General features: G+C 48.1%; 22 protein-coding genes and 1 pseudogene. 5 read left to right on the top strand and 18 right to left on the bottom strand.

From position 1 onward, the window contains the following. Nucleotides 1–293: 293 nt before the first annotated feature. Together K331_RS0112415 and K331_RS0112410 are read right to left on the bottom strand one after the other, a co-directional pair. Nucleotides 294–2042, bottom strand: a complete 1749-nt coding sequence (locus K331_RS0112415) for a methyl-accepting chemotaxis protein (RefSeq protein ID WP_028590538.1) — start codon at nucleotides 2040–2042, stop codon at nucleotides 294–296. A 444-nt stretch (nucleotides 2043–2486) separates the two neighbouring features. Beyond that, nucleotides 2487–3500, bottom strand: coding sequence for an AI-2E family transporter (locus K331_RS0112410; protein WP_036634797.1), 1014 nt, complete (start codon nucleotides 3498–3500; stop codon nucleotides 2487–2489). A 371-nt stretch (nucleotides 3501–3871) separates the two neighbouring features. On the opposite strand from K331_RS0112410, the gene K331_RS0112405 reads away from it, so the two are divergent. Further along, entirely contained in the window at nucleotides 3872–4171 is a 300-nt protein-coding gene (locus K331_RS0112405) for a hypothetical protein (RefSeq protein ID WP_028590536.1), read from the top strand. Between the two features lie 202 nt (nucleotides 4172–4373). Here the strand turns inward: K331_RS0112405 and K331_RS0112400 are convergent, their stop codons facing one another. The 5 genes from K331_RS0112400 to K331_RS0112380 all read right to left on the bottom strand — a co-directional run bounded on the left by K331_RS0112400 (nucleotide 4374) and on the right by K331_RS0112380 (nucleotide 10566). After that, the gene (locus K331_RS0112400) at nucleotides 4374–5438 is read right to left on the bottom strand and encodes a hemolysin family protein (protein ID WP_028590535.1); all 1065 of its coding nucleotides are present in this window, start codon (nucleotides 5436–5438) and stop codon (nucleotides 4374–4376) included. An 86-nt stretch (nucleotides 5439–5524) separates the two neighbouring features. Then, nucleotides 5525–6826 carry a hemolysin family protein gene (locus tag K331_RS0112395; RefSeq protein WP_028590534.1) on the bottom strand — a complete coding sequence of 434 codons (1302 nt, stop codon included), beginning with the start codon at nucleotides 6824–6826 and terminating at the stop codon, nucleotides 5525–5527. A 673-nt stretch (nucleotides 6827–7499) separates the two neighbouring features. Beyond that, nucleotides 7500–8282, bottom strand: a complete 783-nt coding sequence (locus K331_RS0112390; RefSeq protein ID WP_028590533.1) for a TerC family protein — start codon at nucleotides 8280–8282, stop codon at nucleotides 7500–7502. Nucleotides 8283–8532: 250 nt separating this feature from the next. Continuing rightward, nucleotides 8533–9321: a TerC family protein gene (locus tag K331_RS0112385; RefSeq protein WP_028590532.1), complete on the bottom strand. Its 789-nt coding sequence runs from the start codon at nucleotides 9319–9321 to the stop codon at nucleotides 8533–8535. A 357-nt stretch (nucleotides 9322–9678) separates the two neighbouring features. Then, the gene (locus K331_RS0112380; RefSeq protein ID WP_028590531.1) at nucleotides 9679–10566 is read right to left on the bottom strand and encodes a cation diffusion facilitator family transporter; all 888 of its coding nucleotides are present in this window, start codon (nucleotides 10564–10566) and stop codon (nucleotides 9679–9681) included. 365 nt (nucleotides 10567–10931) lie between these two features. Between K331_RS0112380 and K331_RS0112375 the strand changes: the two genes are divergently transcribed. Continuing rightward, nucleotides 10932–11909, top strand: a complete 978-nt coding sequence (locus tag K331_RS0112375; RefSeq protein ID WP_028590530.1) for an MBL fold metallo-hydrolase — start codon at nucleotides 10932–10934, stop codon at nucleotides 11907–11909. 118 nt (nucleotides 11910–12027) lie between these two features. Here the strand turns inward: K331_RS0112375 and K331_RS0112370 are convergent, their stop codons facing one another. Then, complete coding sequence (locus tag K331_RS0112370) at nucleotides 12028–12942, bottom strand: helix-turn-helix domain-containing protein (RefSeq protein ID WP_028590529.1); 915 nt, start codon at nucleotides 12940–12942, stop codon at nucleotides 12028–12030. 180 nt (nucleotides 12943–13122) lie between these two features. Between K331_RS0112370 and K331_RS0112365 the strand changes: the two genes are divergently transcribed. After that, nucleotides 13123–15201: a beta-galactosidase gene (locus tag K331_RS0112365; RefSeq protein ID WP_028590528.1), complete on the top strand. Its 2079-nt coding sequence runs from the start codon at nucleotides 13123–13125 to the stop codon at nucleotides 15199–15201. A gap of 35 nt (nucleotides 15202–15236) precedes the next feature. Beyond that, on the top strand, nucleotides 15237–15851 hold the full coding sequence (locus K331_RS0112360) for a sugar O-acetyltransferase (RefSeq protein WP_028590527.1): 615 nt from the start codon (nucleotides 15237–15239) through the stop codon (nucleotides 15849–15851). A gap of 149 nt (nucleotides 15852–16000) precedes the next feature. Here K331_RS0112360 and K331_RS0112355 read toward each other — a convergent pair whose 3' ends face one another. After that, on the bottom strand, nucleotides 16001–16621 hold the full coding sequence (locus tag K331_RS0112355; protein WP_028590526.1) for an NAD(P)-dependent oxidoreductase: 621 nt from the start codon (nucleotides 16619–16621) through the stop codon (nucleotides 16001–16003). 132 nt (nucleotides 16622–16753) lie between these two features. Then, entirely contained in the window at nucleotides 16754–16870 is a 117-nt protein-coding gene (locus K331_RS31900) for a hypothetical protein (RefSeq protein ID WP_169718338.1), read from the bottom strand. 3 nt (nucleotides 16871–16873) lie between these two features. Here K331_RS31900 and K331_RS31460 point away from each other — a divergent pair. Next, nucleotides 16874–17178, top strand: a pseudogene (locus K331_RS31460) (hypothetical protein). 105 nt (nucleotides 17179–17283) lie between these two features. Here the strand turns inward: K331_RS31460 and metE are convergent. From metE to K331_RS0112310, 8 genes are all read right to left on the bottom strand, one after another. Then, nucleotides 17284–19554: a 5-methyltetrahydropteroyltriglutamate--homocysteine S-methyltransferase gene (gene metE / locus K331_RS0112350; protein WP_028590525.1), complete on the bottom strand. Its 2271-nt coding sequence runs from the start codon at nucleotides 19552–19554 to the stop codon at nucleotides 17284–17286. Nucleotides 19555–20156: 602 nt separating this feature from the next. Beyond that, the gene (locus K331_RS29440; RefSeq protein WP_156897653.1) at nucleotides 20157–20729 is read right to left on the bottom strand and encodes an adenine nucleotide alpha hydrolase family protein; all 573 of its coding nucleotides are present in this window, start codon (nucleotides 20727–20729) and stop codon (nucleotides 20157–20159) included. 225 nt (nucleotides 20730–20954) lie between these two features. Next, nucleotides 20955–22208, bottom strand: a complete 1254-nt coding sequence (locus tag K331_RS0112335) for a TraB/GumN family protein (protein WP_028590524.1) — start codon at nucleotides 22206–22208, stop codon at nucleotides 20955–20957. A gap of 62 nt (nucleotides 22209–22270) precedes the next feature. After that, nucleotides 22271–23578: an ABC transporter permease gene (locus K331_RS0112330; RefSeq protein ID WP_028590523.1), complete on the bottom strand. Its 1308-nt coding sequence runs from the start codon at nucleotides 23576–23578 to the stop codon at nucleotides 22271–22273. Continuing rightward, nucleotides 23571–24473 carry an ABC transporter ATP-binding protein gene (locus tag K331_RS0112325; RefSeq protein ID WP_018887071.1) on the bottom strand — a complete coding sequence of 301 codons (903 nt, stop codon included), beginning with the start codon at nucleotides 24471–24473 and terminating at the stop codon, nucleotides 23571–23573. Before K331_RS0112325 ends, K331_RS0112330 begins: the two co-directional genes overlap by 8 nt. A gap of 2 nt (nucleotides 24474–24475) precedes the next feature. After that, on the bottom strand, nucleotides 24476–25390 hold the full coding sequence (locus K331_RS0112320) for an ABC transporter ATP-binding protein (protein ID WP_028590522.1): 915 nt from the start codon (nucleotides 25388–25390) through the stop codon (nucleotides 24476–24478). Nucleotides 25391–25394: 4 nt separating this feature from the next. Continuing rightward, the gene (locus K331_RS0112315; protein ID WP_018887073.1) at nucleotides 25395–25796 is read right to left on the bottom strand and encodes a GntR family transcriptional regulator; all 402 of its coding nucleotides are present in this window, start codon (nucleotides 25794–25796) and stop codon (nucleotides 25395–25397) included. Between the two features lie 44 nt (nucleotides 25797–25840). After that, the gene (locus K331_RS0112310; RefSeq protein WP_018887074.1) at nucleotides 25841–26563 is read right to left on the bottom strand and encodes a hypothetical protein; all 723 of its coding nucleotides are present in this window, start codon (nucleotides 26561–26563) and stop codon (nucleotides 25841–25843) included. Nucleotides 26564–26609: the final 46 nt, after the last annotated feature.

Raw genomic sequence — 26609 nt, 5'->3', positions numbered from 1 at the left:
GAGAAGCAGCCTTGCAAGTTGTTCTTGAAGAACAGATATGCGACCTTCATGGGTCGTTACGGATCGCAGACGAACTCCTTGTTTCGAAAGAAGCAGGGGAGCTCGTCTGTTTTTTATCACAAGCCATCCCTTTCCCCTTACGTGATCAACAAAAAGGCCTGTAGAGCAGCTCCTCGCGGAACCTTGTCTACAGGCCGACTGGAGGAGCATGCCTCCGACGACTGACTCTATGAATCTTCTTTATCATCTCTCCATGGCCATCAGCTCAGCAGTATTCTTTGTTGCGTCACACCTCACACCTGTACCTTCTGAACCGCTTCATTCATCTCCTGCGTGCGCTCCTGCAACTCCTCTGCCGTCTGGGCAACCTTCTGGAAGATGACCTGTTGCTCATTCGTCAGCTGATAGATTTCATTGGACTTATCGGAGACATCTGCCGCAATTCGGAATATAGAGTCCACCGAGGCAGCGGCCTCTTCCGTGCTGGCTGTAATCTCCTCGACCGAGGCCGATACCGACTGTACGCGACCAGCCACCAGCTCGAAGACGTCAACGACATGAACAAATGCCTGCTCTGCTTCTCTTGAGGACATAACTCCCTCACGAATCTCTTGTCCAGCTACCTCCATCTGTGAACCGATCTGGTTCGATTCTCGCTGAATGCCGTGCAGCAGCTCCGAGATCGTATGAACAGAGATGCTGGAAGCCTCCGCCAGCTTCCTTACCTCTTCAGCAACCACCGCGAAGCCCTTGCCATGTTCTCCTGCACGAGCCGCCTCAATCGAAGCGTTCAGAGCAAGCAGCTTCGTCTGACTGGCGAATTCCTCCAGCGTATTCAACGCGCCGCCAATCTGCTGCGAGTAGCCCTGAAGCCCTCCTGCCATCACTGTTACCTCCTGAGCCACGGTAGCAATTCGCTCAACCTGCGCTCTCAGTTGCGCCATTCCCTGCTTGCCAGACTGAGCTGAAGTCAATGCTCCGGTAGCTGCATCCGCTACAGAGGAGGCGGACTCGGAGATCAGCACGATGCCTTTGGAGATCTCCTCCATGACCTGTGCACTGTCCTCTGCCCCTTGCCTTTGGGTATGAGCACCTTGCCGAATATGTTCTACAGCTTGGTCTACGGTGCGACTCATCTGCAGCATGGCCTCGGCATTACGGTTGAACTGGTGAGCAGAGCTCATCAACGTATCTGCTGTAGCTGTCACACCAGCAATCATTTGCACCAGCATCTGATTCAGATTCCCTGACATATAGATCATCGCCTTGAAGGTACTGCCGATCTCATCCTGACTTTTCAACGGATAACGGGTCAAGATGTGATTGGCCTCGGACAGCTCACCCTTGGCCATACGATCCACGCTTCGCTTCAATACCTGTAGTGGGCGCAGCCCCTTATGTACGAACCACAGCACAATGATAATTCCAGCAATCGTAATGATAGTCAATCCGATATAAAATGGAATACTGGAGCGAATAATGCCCTCCTCAATCTCATCCAGACTGGATACTGAGGTGTCGATGCCAAGCACACCAATCATTGTGCCCGAAGCATCCACGATCGGTGCATAGGAGGAGATATAGTCCCCATATTCGGGATTGCGAATAATGGATGAGCTTGCGGTCTGACCCTGCTGCAGCTCCAGCACGGCCTCCTCCGGAATATCCGTCACTTCATTCATCGGTGAAGCCAATGCCTCATCACGCATACCATCCACCATGATCAGGGGCTCACTTCCGTCAAGCACGACAAAATACACATACATAGCCCCGATTCGTTCACGAAAATCATCCAGCTCATCCCGGATCTGGAGTGATGTGTTATTCTCCTGCCGATCTCTGGCTACCTCAGCATAGAGCTTCGTATCCATCTGGGAGGCGTAGCTCTGGGCGATCTGTATATTGTAGCGGGTAATCGCTTCCTGGGCAGCCTCCTTCATAATCATTAGCTGCAGCAGTAAGCTTCCTGTAGAGATGATGACCATCATCAACGTAACTATCGTACCGATGCGAACTACTAAATTCTGCCTGAACAACCTCATTCGACCACACGCTTCCTCTCGCTACATCCACGTCTTTTTTGCCCAAGAGATCGTTAACACCCGACCGCCGTCTCCATTTGGTTCTTTTCTACCAGGAATGTACCTGACAATCTTAAATGTACATATCTCAAAGCTTAATGATATTATCGGCAATTCCCGATGCTTATTGCACTCTTTGCAGGCAGGATATTCACTTATTTTATGGGCTTGGCTGTAGAGCAAACCTTCATGTTACGATCAGATTATTGCATTTGTACTGTCCATACGACGAAGCATGTTCATTTAATTATTAATAGCGGATACTTTGGTAGAGAATGAGCCAGTGCTGCAATAAAGAGCCTAGAGCAGCTCCACAAAAAAGCAGGAGAGAGATCCCTAAAGAATCTCCCTCCTGTTATGAAAAATATATTTTTACCTTACGGTTTCCTTACTGTTGCCTTACAGTTATACAGCGGCATCCTTCTTCTTGAACCCGATCAGATTCAAGGCGAATACAAATAGTGGAATCCCCGTAATCAGCCCCCACATCCCGAAGAAATGCTCCGACATCACCAGCACAATGAATGTGTAGAAGATCGGAACACTGACCTTCTTGGACATTAGCTTCGGATTCAGGAAATACGCCTCCAGCATATGAATGAACACGATCAGAATCAGCAGATACGCTACGTAATGGAGCCCTCCAAGACTGTAGGCAATAAGACTAAGTGGCGCCATGGAGAGCACGACTCCAGCGACTGGAATTAAGCCTGCTGCGAAGATGACTACAGCCAGCCCCAGCAGATTCGGGAAGCCCATCAGCCACAGCACGGCGGTAGTAATCGTACAATTAATCAGAGAGATAGCCACCTGTGCCTCCAGCACCTTGCCGAACGTGCTCAGGAACAGTCTGCCTAGCTCCCCCGCCTCGCGGAAGAACCAGCTGAAGCGGCTTTCCTGGAAGGAGGCTGTGAAGCGGCCAATGTATTTCGTGTCCAGCAGGAAGAACAGGCTTAGTACAATCGCTAGCACGAGTTGGGTACCCAGATGACTGGTCTTCAGCAGGAACTCCATACCTGGGGTGATCAGACTCTCCAGATGAATACCCTGCATGAATGTGACGAGGAGCTGGCTCCATTCATTTTCATGCGGATTGTGGAAGGCCTCTTGGATCATAAGGTACAGCTCATTGACCTGGGTCGATACGAGCGGCACCATTCGATATACACCCCAAGCTACAACCGAGAGCAGAAGAACATAGAGTGAGATGACGATCAGAGCCGGTGGAAGCCGTACAATGCTGGATAATCGCTTCGTGACAGCCCTATACAGACTTCCAATCAAGATGATCAGAATCAATGTGAGCAGCAGGACGTTCATCATACTTTTCAGGGAGACTACAAGCAGACCAAGCACAACTAGTACACTGATCCGCCGGAATGAAGCATGGTTCAATACTTCTTTTATGTTCAATATCATTACTCCTCTATTATGGCATCATTTGCCGCTCTTCCACCGTATCGCTTCTGCGGATGATTTCACACGTAATATATCACAATTTGACGAAATATTTCAGTTTTTCTTGTTTGGTGTCTGCCCTACTCAACTGTTTCACTGGCTACGGATCTGACACATCCGAGTTAGCATGTGTTCCCCCGCCAATTTCATCCAGCAGCAAGCATGTCGAATTTATGTAAATTTTGTAATAAAAAATTGATTTTCCTATGTATAAAGTATCACTATCTTTCATCGCTATGCAATTCCAATGCCAAATATGTAAAGTTTTTAGGTCATTAGCACGATATATTAATCATTGATCTCTAACAAGTGATGTAGGAGGGACTTCTAAAATGAAATTGAAAAGTAAGTTAATGATATTGTTTTCACTAACCGTAGTCCTTGCTGCCTCGAGTCAGCAGATTGATGCTGTATCCTCAGCCACCAAGGATCTGGATGCGAACGCAGGCCGAATCGCGGATGTGATCTCGGGCGTGGCCTCCATGTCGGAGCAGAGTGCTGCTTCTACTGAAGAGGTCGCATCGTCCACTCAGGAGCAATTCAATTATATTACCAGCATTACAGAACGCTCCAAGGAACTGACTGAGCATGCAGATATGCTGCTACAAGAGGTCAATAAGTTCAAAATTTGATTTTGCTAACTAACTTGTCATAGATTAAGTCATAGTTGTCCTGGTATGGAATCCGTAGCTTATCGCCAAAAAAGCCCCTGATCTCCAGCGAAAATTCGTTGGCATCCGGGGCTTCTTCTATTATAGTCTCGCGCTGCAATACATTGTATGCATGCTTTCTGTCCTATACGATTGAAGCTTCAAGCTTAATTCGTCTCCCACCTTATGTGGTTACGAGTTCTTTGACTTCATCATATTCATCGTTAATATCCCCGACAATCTCCTCCAGGATATCTTCCAACGTCACCATACCAATCATGACATTGGCTTCATCTGTCACGAGTGCCATATGCACACCCGTCTGCTGCATCTTGATCAATACATTACGGATTGGCAAGGTACTCTTGAACTTGGGAATATGATGAATGAATCGGTCCATGTCGTACTCCCGTCCTGCTGCTACGCTGGTCAGAATCTCCTTCGTGTTCAGGAAGCCGAGAATGGAGTTCCGATCCTGATTACTTGTCACCGGATAGCGGGTATACTCCTGCTGATTGACGACCTTCACCATATCCTCCAGAGACATGGACTGGTCCAGCGTCACCATATCCTTGCGAGGAATCATAATTTCCTTCAGAATCCGTTCGTCAAAGGCAAAGATGTTCTTCAGATAGCCCATCTCCGTCTGATTGATCTCACCCAGCTCATAGCTCTGGTTCACAATCAGCTTGAGCTCTTCTTCGGAGTGCACCGTCTCGTGACCCGCTGGTTTGACTCCAAACAGCTTCAGCAACACACGCGCAGAGTTGTTCAATGCGGTAATGAACGGATACATAATTTTGCCGAACCAATATAGAGGTCCTGCAAGAAGAAGTGTCATCTTCTCAGCATATTGAATAGCCAGCGTCTTCGGAGCCAATTCCCCAATCACGACGTGCAAGAACGTAATGAGCGACAGGGCAATAGCATAGGACAGCACAGTAGACAGTGCCGCAGGTACATTAAACGCCTCAAACACAGGATGTAGCATCTTCTCCACGGTAGGCTCACCCAACGCCCCCAGCACGAGTGCCGTTATGGTGATACCCAATTGACAGGCAGACAAGGAGTAATCCAGATCATGAGCTACCTTCTTGGCTACAATCGCCCGCTTATTTCCCTCTGCAATCAATTGATCCAATCTGGACATCCGGACCTTCAGCACGGCGAATTCCGCACCGACGAAGAACGCCGTCAAACCAATAAATATCGCTACCAGCACCAAATTCAATATTATAATTCCGTCCAATGTATCCCTCCTGTGAGGGACTCACCTCCATAGGTTATGAATAGTTGTTACAATCAATCGTTATGCCAACGGTTCCGTTATGTCCATCATTCGGAACGTTGCAGAATCACGCTCTTGATCTGATGATTATCCATCTCTGCTACCGTCCAGACATGTTGCTCCTGCTCAATGACGTCTCCAGTGTTGACGTTCATCGACTTTTGATACTGAATCCACCCACCGATGGTCGTAATATCCTCGTTGCGTTCGAATAGAAGACCCAGCTGACGCTCAATATCGTCCAACAGCACACGTCCATTAATGACGTATTGATCGTCTGCAGTCTGCTGAATATCAGCTCGCTCATCCGCATCGAATTCATCACGGATCTCACCGACGATCTCCTCCAGCACATCCTCCATGCTCAGGATCCCGGACGTACCGCCATACTCGTCAATGACTACAGCCATATGCACACGATGCTGCTGCATCTTGATCATGGCCTCCTGTACGGGAGTCACCTCGGATACATAAGGCAGATCACGTGCGAATTCCTCAAGACTGTATTCAGTGCCCTCTACCATCTTCGGAAGCATCTTCTTCACGTTCACCACACCGATAATTCGGTCCTTGTCACCAGCTTCGATGACAGGGTAACGGGTGTAATTATATTCATCCAGGATCGGGATAATATCCTCATACGTCATATCCTTATCCAGCGTGATAAGATCTATCCGCGGAACCATGATGTCTCTGGCGACACGCTCATCGAAGGAGAACACATTATCCAGATATGATAGCTTTGTCTTGTTGATCGCTCCACCCTCATAGCTCTGATTCATGATAATACGGAGCTCCTCCTCGGAGTACCCCTCTTCATGACCAGCCGGCTTCACACCGAAGCTACGCAGAATAACGCGAGAAGAACCATTAAGCGCCCAGATGAATGGGTACATGATTTTACCGAACCAATACAAGGGACCTGCAAGCAGCAAGGTCGTCTTCTCGGAGAACTGGATCGCAAGCGTCTTCGGAGCCATCTCTCCGACAACCACATGCAGGAACGTAACAAGTATAAAGGCAATGGCATAAGAAGCGATGGAAGATGCTGCACCCGATACGTTCAAGGCACTGAACACGGGGTAGAGAAGGCTTTCTACAGCAGGCTTACCAAGTGCACCAAGTCCCAAGGCGGTGACGGTAATACCTAACTGACACGCAGACAGATAGTAGTCCAGATCTCCCGCTACTTTTTTGGCTACGATAGCCTTCTTATTACCTTCTGCAATGATCTGGTCAATCCGGGACATCCTTATTTTGACTACGGCAAATTCAGATGCAACAAAAAATGCGGTTAACAGCAATAAAATAACCAGCAAGACTAAGTTCGTCAGGGTGATTATGTCCAATGATTACCCTCGTAAGAGGGATTCACCTCCAAAATATTTACAGCACGCAGAAGGCCCTTCGCTACAAGCGTTGGCTCCTGTCGAGCTATCTATTGTTATATTAGAATGTCAATGTACGTGCCACGGCATACGCTCACCGATACACTTCGGTCCGTAAGACGCGATAATTCATAAAATACTGCTCGGGCCACTCCACAATGAATAGGCCAGACAGCCATTCGTTCCATATGCTCACCTTACTGATGAACACGAGCTCATAAGTAACTTGAATAACTTACGCTTCAATAACTCACGCTTCGCTTCCGTCCGGATATGAAGGCGGAATACGTGAGAAGAGCATAACGAATTACAATCGCCAAACAACGAGTATACAGTAACGCCTTCCCATCTGAGTCCACCTCCCTTCCCGCGATTTATTTATTGACAAAGATTATACCACATCTTATCTTCAACCATCCAGTCGCACGTTATGGTTTTGGGGAGATGCACTTTGTAGTCCAACAGCTATCTAGGTTGAAGCCACGCTGATGCGATGCTGGAACCTCCACAAAATCATTTACCCCCGCATTGCATTTTTATATCGTATTCAAAAAAAAGAGTGCGAAGACCACTTTGGCCCCCACACTCCGCTATAACCACATTTGCTCTGGAATCCTAGTGTCAGGTAGACGAGTTATGCCGCATTGGATTTCTCCTTTTGCTTACTTCCGGAGAGGAACCAGCCCGCGACTGCGATGATGATCAGAACCGCATAGAAGGTGAGCTTCCAGGCCGTCGACTCAGCAAAATCATGCGGAATCACATGTACCGCGGGGTGAGCCAGCGTGTGAACTCCCAGTTTGACACCGACCCAACCGACAATGAAGAATGCAGCGATCTCAAGCGCTGGACGGCTCTCCAGGAGCTTCACGAAGAACGTGGCTGCAAAACGCATAATGATCAGACCAATGAAGCCACCGAGGAAAATAACGATGAAATGTCCACCGTCCATGCCACCAATGTTTGGCAGATTGGTCGTTGGGAGTGCAACAGCCAGCGCCACAGCAGCCAGAATGGAGTCGATGGCGAAGGCAATATCCGCTATCTCTACCTTAAGCACCGTCGTCCAGAAGCCACTCTGCTTCTGTTCCTTTTTCTCACGCTTGGCGGCAGCTTCCTCACCTTTTCTCACAATAAGCTTACGGGCGATATGATTCGCCGCAATGAACAACAGGTAGAGCGCCCCCAGTGCCTGCACTTGCCACACGTCCACTAGGAACGAGATCGCGAACAGGGATGCAAAACGGAAGACAAAGGCTCCAGCAAGGCCATAGAACAATGCCCTCTTACGCTCTTTCTCCGGTAGATGCTTGACCATAATCGCCAGCACCAGCGCATTGTCCGCGGCGAGTAGACCCTCCAGTGCCACCAGCACTAACAATACCCAACCATACTCCAACAACAATCCCAAATCCATAATCCATCCTCCTTCGACATCATGTGTATTTAGTTTTGCCCAAAAGAAAAGAGACCTTTGCCTTGAATGGCAAAGGTCTCGCTAACAATGCTGTCGGTGCAGTGCCAATAGAACCGGAGGCCGTAACCCGGCACTCGTAATGACGACTCTATTGTAAAAGCTACTCCCCTTCTGGAGTGGTCCTTCTTATTCAATTGAACAACCTATATGGAGTTAGTACGAGAGACAAACATCGTGGTTTCAAAAACGATTATGCTGCTTGCGATGTTTGCTTTTCCTTGTCTTTGCCCCCGGAGAGGAACCAGCCCGTCACTGCGATGATGACCAGCACAATGTAGAAGGTCAGCTTCCAGCCTGTCGACTCGGCAAAGTCGTGCGGAATGACACCAATTGCAGGGTGAGCCAGGGTATGAACAGCAAGCTTTACTCCAACCCAGCCGACAATGAAGAACGCAGCCACTTCAAGTGCAGGACGGCTCTCCAGCAGCTTCACGAAGAGGGACGCGGCAAATCGCATAATGACCAGACCAATGAAGCCACCCAGGAAGATGACAATGAAATGTCCACCATCCATGCCACCGATATGTGGCAGATTTGTCTTTGGCAAAGCAACAGCCAGGGCTACTGCGGCCAGAATGGAGTCAACAGCGAAAGCAATATCGGCAACCTCTACTTTAAGTACAGTTACCCAGAAGCCGCTCTGCTTCGGCTGCTTGCCCTCTTCCTTGGCAGCGGAGTCCTCGCCCTGCTTCACAATGAGCTTACGTACGATATGATTCGCGGCGATGAACAACAGGTAGAGCGCACCAATCGCTTGTACTTGCCATACATCCACCAGGAAAGAGATGACGAACAAGGATAAGAACCGGAAAATGAAAGCCCCAAACAATCCATAGAATAAAGCCTTTTTACGTTCCTTCTCTGGCAAGTGCTTAACCATGATAGCCAGCACGAGCGCGTTATCCGCTGCCAGGAGTCCTTCCAGTGCTACCAGCACCAATAACACCCAACCATACTCTAACAACATTCCTAAATCCATGCCCATCCTCCTTTGATATCAATGCATCTATGACTAAATTTGCCCAAAAGAAAAGAGACCTTTGCCTTGGGTAGGCAAAGGTCTCGCTAACAATGCTGTATCTGCATTGCCAATAAAGCCGGAGGCTCAAAATGAGCACTCGTAATGACGACTTTTACTGTAAAAGCTACTCCCCTTTTAGGGTTGTCTAGCATATATCATTGGTGTGTCCATCCGTCTATGAAGATAGTACGGTAGACATGACACTAAGTTTCATTTACCAGATATTGCGCCCTAGATATGCAAAATATGAACCTTAAAGTTATTATAAGGAAAGTAATAGGCTCTTACAATCTTTTTTTTCTCTTGTCTATCAGGCTAGGTAGCATCTTTCCCAACATACGGTTCAACATGCACATGTACATCGGAGATATCATGCTCGACCTTCAATTGGTTCTCTACATGAGTGGAGATATCATGAGCCTCCGTTAAATCCAGATCAGCCTTCACATACAAAATTATATCTACATTGGTATTGCTGCCGTAGGATCTGGCCCTGATCGTCTTCACACCCTGTACCCCTGCCACCGTCAACACGGTATCTCTATAGGAATCGATCTTTTCCTCATCGTATCCGTCTGTTAGATGATGAGTTGCATCACGGAAAATATCCCATGCTGTCTTACAAATTATTAAGCCTACGAGTACAGCTGTTAACGGATCCAGCCAAGGCAAGCCAAACTGTGAACCCACAATTCCGATGACGGTACCAATACTTACCCATGCATCCGAGATATTATCCTTCGCAGCAGCCATGAGTGCCTGACTGCGTATCTTCTCAGCAAGCTTCTTATTGTATCTATAGACGAAATACATAACAACCGCACATATGATTCCGGTATAAGCTGCCACAGGATCAGGGGATTCCTGTCGTCCCGCAAAGATCGAGCCTACTGCTCCGTACAATACCTGCAGACCCACGGCCATCATTATAAAAGATGCTACCAGAGATGCAATTCCCTCTGCCTTCCAGTGACCATATGTATGATCTCGATCCGCAGGACGCTGAGATAGTCTAAGTCCAATCAATACTGCTATAGATGCAATGATATCGGTCGCGTTATTCAAGCCATCTGCCTTCAATGCTTCTGAATCTGCAGCATAGCCAATGAAGAGCTTGAAAAAAGACAGGATAATATAAGCGACGATGCTTATAATCGCCCCTTTTTCGCCCATCCTCAGATTATCGTATTTCAACTGTTCCAACTCGTTAATCCTCCCCAGCCAATAACTTGAACATGTCACTTATGTTATCAAGCGAGAATCGTGTGGGTCTAGAGAAACGTTTTGTCTACGAGCCTACTATATTTCGGGTACCAAAAATAATGACATAGGGTAAATACTTTTTACTTCATTCAACATTTGCGTCTACGTGCAACTAAAGGGAGAACAGCTAAAGCTTAAATATCCTCCGAAGCCAACGTAGAAGCCTTTCGTTGTTTTATTGATACCAACCATAAATGTAACTTATTTAGTTACACATTTTTATTGACACCAAGATTAATTGTAACTATTATAGTTACATAAAGTGTCGAACTAACATTTTTGATAAGAAAGGAAGAATTTCTAGTATGTTAAGTAGCAAAAAAACCTTAGGAATGATTGTAATTGCTTGTTTGATCCTAGTACTGAGTGCGTGTTCAGGAGGATCAGCTGCACCGAATGCCTCAAGTGAAAATACAGCCAGTACAGGCACAGTAGCTGGGAGCACTGTCAGTGAAGGAACTCAAGCACCCCAAGCAACAGAGCTTAAGATCACTACCTATAATCCGGGAGATCAGGGCATCTTTGCTGTTACCTCTAGCCTCATTGAAGGCCCGAGTGAAATACTGCTCGTCGATGCACAGTTTCAGAAAAATGATGCCGAGACTCTGGTCAAGCTGATCCGCGATACGGGTAAGAAACTGACAACGGTGTACATCAGTCACCAAGACCCTGATTACTATTTTGGCTTATCAGCTATTCGCGAAGCCTTCCCGGACGTAAGCATTGTTGCGACCCCGGCTACCGTAGAGGGAATCAAAAGCACGATTCAAATCAAAAATGATTACTGGAATCCGATTCTGAAAGATAATGCACCCATCGCTCAGATTGTACCCGCGGCTCTTGAGGGGGATACTCTGACTGTCGATGGTGAACAGATTCAGATTATTGGCCTAGATGGATCCGACCCATCCCACACCGTTCTTTGGGTTCCATCGACAAAGACCATTTTGGGTGGTGTACCCATTTATGAGAATCAACATGTATGGATGGCTGACAACCAGACCAAAGAGAGCCGTGATCACTGGCGTGAGCTGTTGGACCGCATCACTGCTTTGAACCCCGAACGTGTAATTCCTGGTCATTATCTGGGCAAGAGCACTGAGGATATATCAGCTGTAGCCTTCACCCGTGATTATATGGCTAAGTTTGAAGCTGCGGCGGAGCAGGCCAAAGACTCTGCCGAGTTGATTGCAGCAATGCAGAAGGAATACCCCGACTTCGAGAACACTGGCGACCTGGAGACGAGCGCCCAGGTAATCAAAGGCGAGATTTCTTGGCCTTAAGCGTAGTGAAACAACCAAAAGACTCCTACCGCAGAATTAATTCTCACGGGTAGGAGTCTTTTTTACATGAGTCTAGCTTCGTTACAGCCCCCTCATTCACTCATCACGCATGTCCAGCTTACAACGGTCTGTTATGCAAAGGCTTGTCTCCTTGGTGAACTCGATGACGCTGATGAATCAACCGCTCCTTCATTACACCTGGAGTACAATCATAAGCCTTTCGGAATACACGAATGAAATAGTTGGTCTCCATCCCGAGATGCAAGGCTATATCCTGAACTGGCAGCTCCGGGTCCTCGGTAATCATCTGAACAGCCCGCTGTAGCCTTAGATTCTGCAAATACTGATGTGGAGATGTACCGTATTCCTGCTGAAACAAGCGTTGAAAATGCTGGACGGAATAGCCGACTGCAGCCGCCAAATTATGCACCAGCAACGGTTCTGTAAAATGCTCGTTGATCAGCTGTATTGCCTTCTGCATCGCTTCATTACGTACCTCGTGCCCCGCAGGGCGCCCAATGGATTGCTCGCCATCCGAGGCAGATTTCACTAACAGCAGCAGTCGATAGAGCTGTACTGACAGCTCCTGCGCTAACTGATTCCCATGTTGATCAGCTGTCTGATTATTGACCATGCGCCATATGTCCTCGATGATTCCCCAACAGGATTCAAACGCCCCGGGGTCCAATCGACGGACCTCTGAGGGTAACAAATTCAAGGTTTGAAGTATTTCCAAGGCTTGGCTACCTCCGACCCCAACGAAGCCCATATGCCATCGCTCGTGAGATAACGGAAAATATTCATGACCGCGTTCAGATGGGAAAAAATAAGCCATTCCTGGCTCTAATATGGTCTCCGAGCCGGTTTTCATATCCCGAAACAACCCTTGGCCACTACGGACCATGAATAGCTGCGCCACCGGGAACCCGGTAGGCCGCACATGATGGTATTGATTGTGTCGGCCGACTGAATAAGGATATAACGGAAATGCCATCGAATCACGTGGCATTTCAATTAAGGAGAAAGGAAGCACACAATCACCTCATGTTCATTTTGTCCTACCGATTCGAGTCATTAATCCTAACGATATTTATGGCGTATCTTTTAGTATATTAAGCGTATAACAATACCAGTGCAAGATTCGAGTTAAAAAGGTGTATCCGAGAATAATCTCATCCTTACAACAATCCCCAACCGAAAGGACATACTTATTATGACACTCAAACATCCCGCAATTAGCAGCAAGGCGCCATACATGCTGCACGGCGCCGACTATAATCCGGAACAATGGCTGAAATACCCTGAGGTGCTCGAAGAAGATATCCGTTTGATGAAGCTGGCTGGCTGCAATGTCATGTCCGTAGGCATCTTCTCTTGGGTTTCCCTGGAGCCAGAGGAAGGCGTGTTCCAATTTGAGTGGCTGGATGAATTGCTGGAACGCTTCACAGCTAACGGCATTTATGCATTTCTGGCTACCCCAAGCGGTGCACGTCCAGCATGGATGTCCCAGAAATACCCGGAGGTGCTGCGAGTCGAGCGTAACCGTGTACGCAATCTGCACGGCTTCCGGCACAATCACTGCTACACCTCGCCAGTATACCGCGAGAAGACCAAGATTATAAATACTAAGCTGGCTGAGCGCTATGCGGACCACCCTGCCGTGATCGGCTGGCATATCTCGAATGAATTCGGCGGCGAATGCCACTGCGATCTTTGTCAGGCGGAATTCAGAGTATGGCTGAAGAAGAGATACGACAACAATCTCGATACAGTCAATCATGCCTGGTGGGCCACTTTCTGGAGCCACACGTTCACTTCCTGGGAGCAGATTGAGTCCCCAGCACCGCATGGTGAAACTCAGGTACACGGATTGAATCTGGATTGGCGGCGTTTTGTAAGCGATCAGACGATCAACTTCTGCCAGCATGAGATGGACACGGTCCGTAGCTTCAACCCGGAGCTACCAATAACGACTAATATGCACAATATTGATGGAATCGACTACCGTGAGATGGCCAAGATTCTGGACGTTGTCTCTTGGGATGCATACCCAAGCTGGCACTTTACGGACGACGGTGATGATGTTCATCTAGCAGCATGGACTGGCTTCCATCACGACATGTTCCGTAGCTTTAAGAACAAGCCATTCCTGCTGATGGAAAGTACACCCTCCCTGACGAATTGGCAATCCGTTAGCAAGATGAAGCGTCCAGGTATGCATAAGCTATCCTCATTGCAAGCGATTGCCCACGGCTCGGATTCGGTGCAGTACTTCCAATGGCGAAAGAGTCGCGGCTCCAGCGAGAAATTTCACGGTGCAGTTGTCGACCATGCTGGTCATGAGCATACACGTGTATTTAGCGATGTCGCTGAAGTAGGCAAGGTGCTTGCTGGACTGAACGAGGTCGTGGGTACCTCCACTCCGGCCGAGGTTGCTATCCTGTTCGACTGGGACAACCGTTGGGCGGTTAAGGATGCTCAGGGTATCCGCAACTCCGGGCTGAAATACGAGGAAACCGTTATACAGCATTACCGCGGCTTGTGGGAGCAAGGTATTCCTGTTGATGTTATCGGCTCTAGCGATGAGCTGGCCTCTTACAAGCTGGTTATCGCACCTATGCTCTATCTGATTAGCGAAGAGAATGGGCGTAATATCGAACAGTATGTTGAGAACGGTGGCACATTCCTTGCCACATATTGGTCAGGTGTCGTCAACGAGACTGATCTGTGCCATCTCGGTGGATTCCCCGGACCACTGCGCCGTACACTCGGCATCTGGGCTGAAGAAACGGAAGGACTGCATAGCCGTGATACGAATGGTCTCATCCTCGAAGCAGGTAATGAACTGAACCTGGCTGGCGATTATGACGCTCATGAGATTGCCGAGCTGATCCATCTGGAGGGAGCCAAGACTCTGGGTACCTATCGGAACGATTTCTACGCGGGACGTCCTGCACTGACCGTGAATCGCTTGGGCGAAGGTAGAGCATATCACCTGGCAACTCGGGTAAAGGAGCAGGCCTTCTACACGGAACTGTACAGAGCCATTACAAGGGACATCGGCATCCAGCCAGTGCTTGACTGTGAGCTACCGGTGGGCATCACTGCCCAAGTGCGTACAGATGGGGAACAGGAATATGTATTTGTACAGAACTTCAGTGGTAAGGCTCAGGCGATCGAACTGGACGGACGCAGCTACCTCAACATGGAGACAGGCGAGCCAGCGGCATCTTCTCTTGAATTGCCAGTCAACGGCTTGGCTATATTGAAACGCAGCGTCTTACACTCTTAATTGATCTAGAATTTGAAATATAGGAGTGCAACTACATGAGTAACAAAGAAAAAATGCACAATGAAAGCCTATATCTACCTAACGACGAACAAATAGTCCAAGAGCAAACGCTCTGTCTAGAACGACTTTATGATTTCAACATGACGAGACCGTTGGAATATGAGAAGCGGGCTGCCTTACTCAAAGAAATGTTCGCCGAGCTCGGAGAAGGATGCTATATTGAACCACCACTGCATTCCAATTGGGGGGGCAGACATGTCCATTTCGGCAAAAAAATATATGCCAACTTCAATCTAACCCTCGTGGATGATACACATATCTATGTGGGCGATTACACCATGTTTGGTCCAAATGTAACGATCGCCACAGCAGGGCATCCTATTTTACCTGAACTGCGTGAACAAGCGTATCAATACAACGCCGTGGTAACTATCGGCAAAAATTGTTGGATAGGCGCCGGTGCCGTCATACTGCCCGGGATTACGATTGGCGATAATACCGTGATTGGAGCCGGAAGTATTGTCACTAAAGACATTCCAGCAAATGTAGTAGCTGTGGGTAACCCATGCAAAGTGCTCCGTGAAATTAACGAGCATGATAAGAAGTATTATTTTAGGAATCTTGAGATTGGCGATGAGTTGAACACTTAAGTATAAATAATACGTTCGGCCAAATCACAAAATAGAGCCGACACCCTAATAACCGCAGCGGCTAACCAAAGCAAAGAAGCCTTCCTAGCTACCAATTCAATAGCCGGGAAGGCTTCTTTCCGTTGTTATAGAAGCCCGAGGACTCTATCTCAATAAGCAATGCCTACACGTGACTTAATATACTTGCTATCCACCAGTTGCTTGTAAGCGAACTCCGCTGTATCCGTAACAGATATCTCCGCTCCACCTTCAGGCAGGACATCACGCTCTACACGATACTTCCCGAGCCTTTCTCCATCAGGCAAGTACGTTGGACATACAATAGTCCATTCCAGAGACGAGTCCTTTAGCAAGTTATACACTTGATGATGCTCGATGGCTGCCCGGTTCGACTTCCGCTTGGATTCACTGGATTGATACCGCAGTAGATGGGGAGAGATTCTACTTTGTAAGATACTGGCGGTTCCAATGGTTATAATACGTTGAATCTTCTCGTTATACATGGCTTCAATAATCAGGGGCATGCTGGCTGATAACGTTGTAGTACCATCTGTATTTAGTGCGCTAATGACTACATCCATCCCATGCATTGCATGTGTGATATCCTCTACATGCAGGGCATTCCCTTGAATAACAGTTAAATGTTCATGATCCATGTGAATTTTGTCTGGAGACCGAGCTAATACAGTTACATGATGTCCATCATCAAGAGCATGCTGCAAGATATGGGCCCCGACTCGTCCAGTTGCACCAAACATCAAAATATTCATGAGAGAGAGCCTCCTCTTATACATCGCATAAATCTATCTATGAAATTAACATTCAGCCTCATCCACCTTCAATTAAGCATACAATAATGATAACCCAAGGCCAACTCACGCAAGGCAATCAGGTTGCCTATTTTAAAAAACGAGCCTAAGGCCTGATCCACCTTGCACATTAATGGTTGAGATGACAGAAATTCCGCTCTCCAAGATGCGAATAACATCCTCATATCTTCTGCTTGGTCCAGTTTGCATTGCATGGACTTCTACGTGATAGATCATGTCAGAATGATATTACCATATTCTTCTGAAATGATTGCAGATAGTGTAAATACACATCCTGTAATGATCCGTAAAATTATGGGGATGTTAAAAAAATCGGGATTGGTGCATGTAATATTCAAGCGAAGCCAAACCCGGATTGTCCTGTTGGCAGGAACCTTCAATCAACAATTGAACCTATTTTTTCATTGGCACAAAGAGCATTGGAAAAAGTACTTGAACATGTCACTTTAGAGGACATTGTCGCCGATTTAGATAAGGAACAGAATGCACCTGAATAGCTGTACGTCTCCAGCTCCAGTACGGGTATTCTTACGTTCGATCGCCTTCTGAATGAAAGAAAACCAAGAGGATGAGCTCGCTTGAGCCCATCCTCTTGTACGTTATTACAATGTTGCTCTTACTTCTTTGGCTGCTTGGACAAGGTTCTTCAAGCTGGCCCACGTTTCATTGACACCACGAGTTTTAAGTCCGCAGTCCGGGTTAACCCATAGCTTGGAGACCTCGATCTTATCCAACATACGATCCAGTCCTTGTTTAAGCTCTTCTACGCTTGGAATCCGAGGCGAATGGATATCATACACGCCTGGGCCGACTTCAGTGCGGAAGCCGCACTCGTTAATTGCGTCGATAATTGCCAAGTCTGAGCGCGATGCTTCGAATGTAATGACATCGGCGTCCATCGCATCGATGTCACGAATGATATCGTTGAACTGGCTGTAGCACATATGTGTATGAATTTGCGTTTCGGCTTTGACGCCGCTATGCACGAGTCTGAAGGCAGGAATCGCCCAGCTCAAGTATTCGCTCTGCCAGTCGGAATGTCGCAACGGAAGCTTCTCTCTTAAAGCGGCTTCGTCGATCTGGATAATCTCGATTCCATTGGCTTCGAGATCAAGTACTTCGTCACGAATCGCAAGGCCAATCTGAAGGGCGCTTTCTTTCAGACTGATATCTTCGCGAGGGAACGACCAGTTCAGGATCGTTACCGGACCCGTCAGCATGCCTTTGACCGGCTTGTTGGTACGGCTCTTCGCGAACGTCGAGTATTCTACAGTAATTGACTTGCTACGACTAATGTCACCCCATACAACCGGCGGCTTTACACAGCGTGTTCCGTAAGACTGTACCCAAGCGTTCTCAGTGAAGATAAAGCCATCCAAGCATTCCCCAAAGTATTCGACCATGTCGTTGCGCTCGTATTCACCATGCACAATCACATCGATTCCAATTTCCTCCTGCTGCGCAATGCACTCCGCGATGCGGTCAAAGTTGAATTGCTTATACTGCTGCTCGGTGATGTTACCTTTCTTGAAGGCTGCGCGGTTCGCGCGGACGTCAGCCGTCTGAGGGAACGAACCAATCGTCGTCGTAGGTAACGGCGGTAGATTGAATTTGGCTTTCTGAAGCGTTTCCCGCTTGGCGAAGGCAGGAAGTCTTGTGAAGTCGGTGTCAGTCAACTCTGCTACTCTCTTCTGTACCGAGTTGTCATTCGTGAGTCGCGATGCACGGAACAGCTTCTCATTCTCTGTATAATAAGTCGAAGCTTCCGGACTCTCTTGCTCCAAGATCGACTTGAGTTCTGCAAGCTCGCACAGCTTTTCTTCCGCGAACGCGAAGTATTGCTTATTCGTCGCCGTCAGTTTTGTTTCGTGCTTAATCGTGTAGGGGACATGAAGCAGCGAGCAGGACGTGCCGAGCACGACTTGGTTTGCATGCTTGCTAATCTCTTGAACGAGAGCAATTGTTTGCTTATATTGGTTTTTCCAGATGTTCTTACCGTTGATTACACCGGCAAAAAGCACCTTGTCATTTATGAAACCATGCTTGCGCACGAGGTTCAAAGACTGCTTGCCCTCGACAAAGTCGATGCCAATCCCGTCGAACGGCAGACCTTGAAGTACCTGATAGCAGTCGCGAACGTCTCCAAAATACGTTTGTGTGACAACTTTTACGTCGCCTTTGGCGGACAGGATACCGCTATATAGCTCCGTAAAAAGCTCGATATCCTCCGAAGTCAAATCCGTTACTAATGCAGGCTCATCAAGTTGGAACCATGCTGCGCCAAGAGTGTTCAATTGGTTCAGAACAGCAGTATAAGCTTCGACAACCGCAGGCACGAACTCCTTCACTTGCTTCGAGCCTGTGAACCTTGCAAGCTTGAGCAGGGTGAATGCTCCGATCAGCACAGGCTTGGTTGCGATGCCAAGCTGTTTTGCTTCCGTAAATTCGTCGAACAGCTTCGTGCCGGCCAAATGGATGCTTGTCGTATCGTCGATTTCGGGCACCATATAGTGATAGTTCGTGTTGAACCATTTTTTCATCGCCAGCGCTTTAACGTCGCCTTTGTCGCCTTGATAGCCTCTCGCCATTGCGAAATACGTCTCTAACGGGCTTAATCCGAGTTCCTGGTATCTTTGCGGAACGATCCCAAGCAAGCAAGCCGTGTCGAGCAGTCCGTCGTAGAAGGAAAAATCGTTGGAGGCAATGAAATCGACGCCGTTCTCCTGTTGAAGCTTCCAGTTTGCGTATCTAAGCTGAGCCGCCGTTTGTTGCAGCTCTTCAACTGGAAGTACACCTTTGAAGTATTTTTCGGATGCGAATTTTAGCTCTCTGAGCGCGCCGACTCGTGGATAACCGATAATGGATGTTTTCAATTGTAACAGCTCCTTGCTTAAATGTTGGCTTTAGTATAGAGCGTGGAAGCTGCTATCGGGAAACACCAAAAAACTATACCCAGGTATAGCTTTTTTCTATGACCCAAACGAAAAGCGTATCAAATCAATATATTATGAAAGGCCCACCAGCCCAGTTAACACTCACGTCGGAGCGGAAATAATAGCCTACGGTTGTTATAGGTAATGCATACACAGCTCCTCATGCCTTAGCTGATATTTTTTCAATCATTAAAATAAAATGTGAATATTACAATGCAAAAAAGGGTGCCACCCCAATTCAGAGTAGCACCTCTATCTTCATTTAGCTCTTCATTTTCTTCTTGCTACCATACATCCATAGACTAACAACAGTGAGAACAGCTCCAGCACCCACCATTGCTCCTTGAATAGCGTCCTTCACTCCAGAACCTTCTCCACTTATGGCTGATGCTAACAGTAGAACAACTACTCCTGCGCTCAATAACTTATACGATTTCGTATTCAAATGGTTAATCACCAAGATCGGATACCCTGAGGATCATGTTTTAATTGGTTGAATAAGTAATGAAATTGATTAAGGAGGATATTTGACTTTAGGTTGCTTATCTCGGCTTAATCCATTCACTTTGCACAATCTTCAAATATTGCGCTTCACCATTCTGAACGATTTTAAAAAGACCGCTGTTAAAATCTGTATTCAGTTCACGGAAGAATACACCCTTCATCGCTTCTTCTCCGATGGGCTCTTCCGTAAGGACATATCGATCGCCTTGTTTAATCAAATATGCGGTAAAACCTTGCTCATGAGATTGTTCCAGCAACTCTGGATATCGCTGGACCGCAACCATATGAAGGTCAATTGGACCCAACAGCTTCATCAGATCATTAATAAAATTGCCCTGGGTAATCTCTTGCCATATCGTTTGAATAGATTGCCCCATTACAATCTGTGTGATATTTCTTTCACGGGCAGTTTCAGCAATCACCTCAGCCGCTTTTTTTCCATTGGACTTACGGATTATAAATTGTCCCCCAGCCTCCTCCACCTGATTCTGCCACCCAGAAAGGTAATGCTGCTTCTCCTGGTTATACTCATTCTCTGTGGATGAATCTACCGTTAGTACTGTCAGCGGGGCTTGCAGCAACCCAGCTAACTGGCTTCCTCTTTGGATCAAGTACTCGCTATCACTGACCTCTCAGGTAAACCGTACTCGCAGTATCAGCAAATCACTTCTGTACCGATAACTTCCTATTTCTAATATTGGTCGTGGAACATCAACTTTTTATAATTATAAGGGTTCCGCAACGAGGGGGTCAAAATCCATAACATAAAACAAAGAAACCTTGATTCAACAAATTCGAATCAAGGTTTCTTTGACACAGGCTAACAATTTTGCTTATCATTTACGCTCTACCTTGTATCCTTTATCCTGCAGCAGCTTCACGATGCCGTGTTCACCAGGATAGTGAGCCGCGCCAACGACGATGAAATACTCCTCATTATTGCCGTTTTTCAGATAACCATCGATCTTATTGGCCATCTCAATATTACGATCTACTAGCAACGCTTTGTTGTACTCTTCGTCCTCGGCGAGACTATTCGTAAGCTCTAGCAATTGCTCGTCATTTCCCGTCTTCCACATCTCGGCCATCTGTCCCACCGTCTCATCCAGCACATCGAAATTATCCAGCGCAATATTCAGGTTCTTCTCCTGCAGCTCCTTGGACAGACCGTCGAACATCCCGAGCTGCGATTCGTACGTCTCCAGCTCCAGCACCGGCATGCTGCGTTCAATCGCCTTCTGGATGAAATACAGATCAACTCCAGCCGACGCCTCGTAGCCTGCCTTCGCCGATTTCAAGGTACTCAGTGTGGTCTCTACCACCCATGGCTTAAATGCGTCCAAAGCATTGGGCTGCATGCCGTTGTCCGTCAGGATCTTCTCCAGCTTGGCATAGGTGTCACTGGATATATGTTCCTTCAATGTCGTGCCATCCTGATACATACCGATTTGCAGAATCTGCTGCTGCTTCTCCTCATCCAACGCTTTGCTGATATCAATCTCGACCCCTAGATAGTCCGCCTCTGCAAAGGCCTCCTCGAACTCCTTGCGTAGCGGATAGAAGCTGTCATCAGCAATGTGCATCGAGCCTACCAGATAGACCGTGTTACCGTTGCTCTCCACTTCCCATAGAAAGCCTCGTCCTTCTGTCTGAGCTGGTTCTGATGATGTATCATCCACAGGAAGCTCAGGCTCGGCCACTGCTCCACGGGACACCAGCAGTACAGTGCCGGACTCTGCATTCCAGCGAACTTCATACCCGACTGCTTCCCCGATGATACGAATCGGTGCATAGGTCACGCCATTTATTTGCTTGAGCTTGCTCTTCAGTGTAATGGTCTTGCCATTCACTATAGCCTGGATGGTATCATCATCGGCGGCGGTCAGCTTCACATTCAGGGCATCCAATGTTGTGCGTAGGGGTACGAATGTTGTACCTTGATCATTCATCGGTGCCCCAGCATTGAATTGCACTGCTTGGTCGTTCACCTTGACAGCAGGCTGCTGTGGAGCAGCCCAGGCAGGCATGGCTGTAACGAGCAATCCGGCGGATAATGTAAGAGATAAGAGCATTCGTTTCCAATTTTTCATGTTCAGTGTCTCTCCTTGTTGTGTTTTGGTATGGAGGGGTACTCACACGTATTGAGCTAGCTCTAGATTTTGTAGGCCTTCATTGCCTTGCGCAGCTCTTTCCAACTCGGACGCTTGCCATACATCAACACACCCGTCCGATAGATCTTCGCGGACAACCAGCCAAAGCCCAGAATGGATATGACCAGGATGAGAAGCGACAGCCATATCTCCCATAGTGCAGCCCGCTCTAATCCAATCCGCAGCAGCATGACTGTAGGTGACGTGAACGGTACGAACGAGCTGACCTTCACCAGCATCGTATCCGAAGTGAAGATGTTGAAGATACCGATGTAAAATGCAGCCAGTGCCAGCATGGTGATCGGCATCACCGCTTGCCCCAGATCCTCCGTCCGGCTAACGATGGAGCCCACCGCAGCGAACAACACCGCATACAGGAAGTAGCCGAGAATATAGAAGATCAGCCCATAGACCAGCACCTGTACATTCAGCTCTGCAAGACTGAGGCCTGCATCCGCCAGAATGACGTGGTTGTGCGGTAGCAGCAGATTTCCTCCTACTACAAGAGCAAATACCAGAATTTGTAGCATGCCAATCATGAATATACCGATAATCTTGCCGAACATCTGGGTCAGTGGCGATACACTGGTGATCAGAATCTCCATAATCCGCGAGCTCTTCTCTGCCGTTACCTCAGAGGCAATCATGTTGCCTGTCATCATGGCGGAGGTGAAGAAGAGAATCATCAGAACATAGACTAGCGCATAATTGATCGGAGATAGATTCTCACCTGCGTTATCGTCCGCTCCATTGCCACCTTCTGCCTCTACACTGATCGTACGGCTGTCGATCTGTACGGGAGTGCTAATCTCCTGCACCTGCTGCTCACTTAGTGTCGTCCCCGCAATCAGCTTCGTCTTGGCGGACTGAAGTCCAGCTTGAAGCAGTGCGATCACATCTGGTGAAGGAGCATCGCCCTTCGCGACATACTCGACAGTAGGGAACTCTCCAGCAGCCGATGTCAGCTCCACATAGCCTGTAATCGTGTCATTTTGCAGGGCAGACTGCAGTGCTTCATCTGTCGTGCTGTCATATCGTATCCAGCTTAGCGGTGTGACGGATTGCAGCTGAGTATACTGCTCTAACGCTTCGGCCACAGTCGCATCCTGCTGCTGGACAATCAAGCCGATCGACATTTGCTCCTTCATGGGAGAAGAGGCCTTATCCTCCCCTTTGAAGAGGGTAATCAGATAAGGGATATTCATCCCGATCGTAATGAGCAAGGCTAATACCAGTGTAGTGATAAGGAATGACTTGGTCTTTGCCTTCTGGCGAAATGTGAACCCGATGACCGTACCTATTCTATTCATGCGATTCACCAACCTCCCGGATGAATATTTCGTTCAGCGTTGGTTCCTTAATCTCAAAATGCTCAATATTAGACTCTGCTATCGCTTTATTCAGCACCAGCCTGGCGGCATCCTCATGCTCCATATGCAGCATCCAGCCGCGCTCCAGCTTCTCTACATGGCTAATGCCTGGTATTGATTCCAGCCCCTCAAGCTCTGTCGAGGTCACCAGACGCAGTCGCTCCCGCGGATAACTGGACTTAATCTCTCTGACACTGCCTTGTACGACTGTGTTTGATTTATGCAAAATGGTAATGTTGCGGCAAAGCTCCTCCACATGCTCCATACGGTGTGTAGAGAACAGAATGGCAGCTCCTTCATCACGCAGCTCCTTCACGGTCTCCTTGAGCAGCTCCACATTCACGGGATCGAGTCCACTGAATGCCTCATCCAATACCAGAATAGATGGACGATGAACGACGGCAGCGATGAAGCCCATCTTCTGCTGATTCCCCTTGGACAGCTCCTCGATCCGCTTATCATAGTATTCAGGTACCGCGAAGCGATCCAGCCAATACCGCAGGCTCTGATCCGCATCCTTGGCAGACATGCCCCTTAGCCTGGCCAGGTAAGTGATCTGCTCACTTACTTTGACCTTCGGATACAGCCCCCGCTCCTCTGGAAGATAGCCCATACCATGCTGCATTTGCAGACTGAACGGCTTACCATGATACATAATGCTTCCTTCATCGGGATAGATCAGTCCAAGCACCATCCGCATCGTCGTCGTCTTGCCCGCACCATTGCCTCCAAGCAGGCCATAGATCTCTCCTGCCTCCACCTGCAGACGAATGCCATTTACCGCCGTCTGTTCTCCATAGTGCTTCACCACATCCTGCAGCTCCAGTACGTTCATGCTCAGATCACTCCTTTATCCATAAGAATGTCTTCGGGCACCTGCCCATCCATCCAATACGTCATCAGCTCATCAAGCTCCAGTGCCCGGGAACGCAAAATGCGAATCCCTGCTTCCTCCAGCATCTCTGCTACGGCTGGCGCCTTCATCGTTACCACACGCTGCAGCATGCCTTCCTGCGTATGCTCCACGACGCCCGGCAGATCGCCAGCATCCTCCTTGCTTCCCTCGAACCAAATTTCCTTGCCTGTCTCCAGCAACCGATCTTTCTCGGCTACGCCAAGCATTTGCCCTTTATCCATCAATGCCACATAATCCGCGAGGCGTCTGACCTCATCAATGATATGGCTGGATAAAATGATAGTGGTACGCTCATTGCGCATACAGTCCTTCAATTCATCAATCATGATCTTCCACGAGAACGGGTCCAGACCTGACGACGGCTCATCCAGTAGCAGCAGTCTAGGGTGCGGAGCGAGAGCAGCGGCGAGCTCGAATTTGCGACGCTCTCCCTTCGAGACCTTGGACAGTCTCTTGTCCCAAGGTGCCTGGAAGCGATCCATCAGCTCCTGGAACCGCAGTTCATCCCAGCCCGTATACCATTGGGCCCGAAAAGCAGCTGCCTGCCTTGCCGTCAATCGATCCTCATCCCGGGTAAAATGCTCAGGCATGTAGCCGATCCACTGCCTGACATCGGCAGGAAGCTCATGCTCGTAGGATTGTCCGCACCAGTGAATCTCACCTGCATCCTGTCTGATTATCCGAGTCAACATGTGCAGCAGCGTGCTTTTACCAGAACCGTTATGCCCTACCAAAGCGAGAATATGCCCCAGTGGCAAGGAGAAGCTCAGCGGTCCGATTTCTGTCACGCCTCTTCGCTTGTGAACATTCTTCATCTCAATCATGGTCTTCTCCATTGTGTCATTTCTCCTTTACAGTCCCGTATTTCCTGCGCACAATATCATCGAATAGCTGCCTAAGCTCTTCCTCCTGGCACTGTACCGAGATGCCGATATCGACGGCCTGCTCCAGCGCAGTAGTTACCGCGTTCGTCTTGTAGCTGCTCTTGAGATCGTCGCCTACTCTGGCTACGAAGGTTCCCGTCCCTTGCCGGGTACGAAGCAGACCCTCCTGTTCAAGATCCTGATATACCCTCCGCACTGTAATTACACTGCAATTCAACGATGATGCAAATTCGCGAATGGAAGGCAACAGCGTACCTTCATCAATCTGACCTGCAATAATCAAGGACCGTAATTGGTTCTTAATCTGGGCATATAACGGCTCTGTACTGTTCTCATCAATTTGCACCGGTATATTCACCTATCTTCCTCCCCCCTGTTCCATGTCCATGCTCCCAATCCGCTTCAAGCCAGATCACGCCGAAGCAATGAACGAAGCGTCAGACGGGCGGAGGTCCACACGCTTGCAATAGCTCCAATTAGCAGCACCCACAGCAGAGGGGACGCCAATGTAAAGTCACGACTGATCCTGGTTACCCAACTCACGACACTGGAGCCCATCATGCTGACAACAATAACTAATATGACGATCGGTATCCCGGCAATCAACGAGTTCCAGAAGTACTTCTTCCCGCTTGAGGTCATCTCCATGAAGATATAGATACAGTGCACGATGATTCCATAAGCGCCCCAGGTCAAGGCGAAGGTCAGGAAAAACGCAATGGAGAAATTCGATTGCAAATCACCGGCGAGTACGAATAGACAACTAAAGTACACGAGACCATTCATCCCAAAGGCAACGAACATCTGCTGAATGCGACTCATAACAACAATCCGTGATGGAATCGGCAGCGTTCGGTAGTAAGCCAGCATCGTCGTGTAGGAATCCTCCTGCAGATACATGAAGCTTCGCCGGTTGAACAGAAATCCGAGAAACGGAAGTAGAAACAGGATCAGAAAATCCATTATTGGACTTAGCGCAACGTCTTCTCCATTGAACTGTATAGCCATCACCATGGAGGTAGTAAAGCCTAGATACAACGAGAACAGGATTGACATGGGAATGGTCCAGCGCCCCATCGTCATTTCTCTTACCGTAATTAACCACGCTCGCTTCATATCCATCATGCTATCTTCATCCTTTCTACGAGAAAAATCAGATTTACACCTTCCA

The organism is Paenibacillus massiliensis subsp. panacisoli DSM 21345 (assembly GCF_000426545.1).
GTDB lineage: Bacteria > Bacillota > Bacilli > Paenibacillales > Paenibacillaceae > Paenibacillus > Paenibacillus panacisoli.
This window is presented reverse-complemented; position numbering and strand designations above follow the sequence as displayed.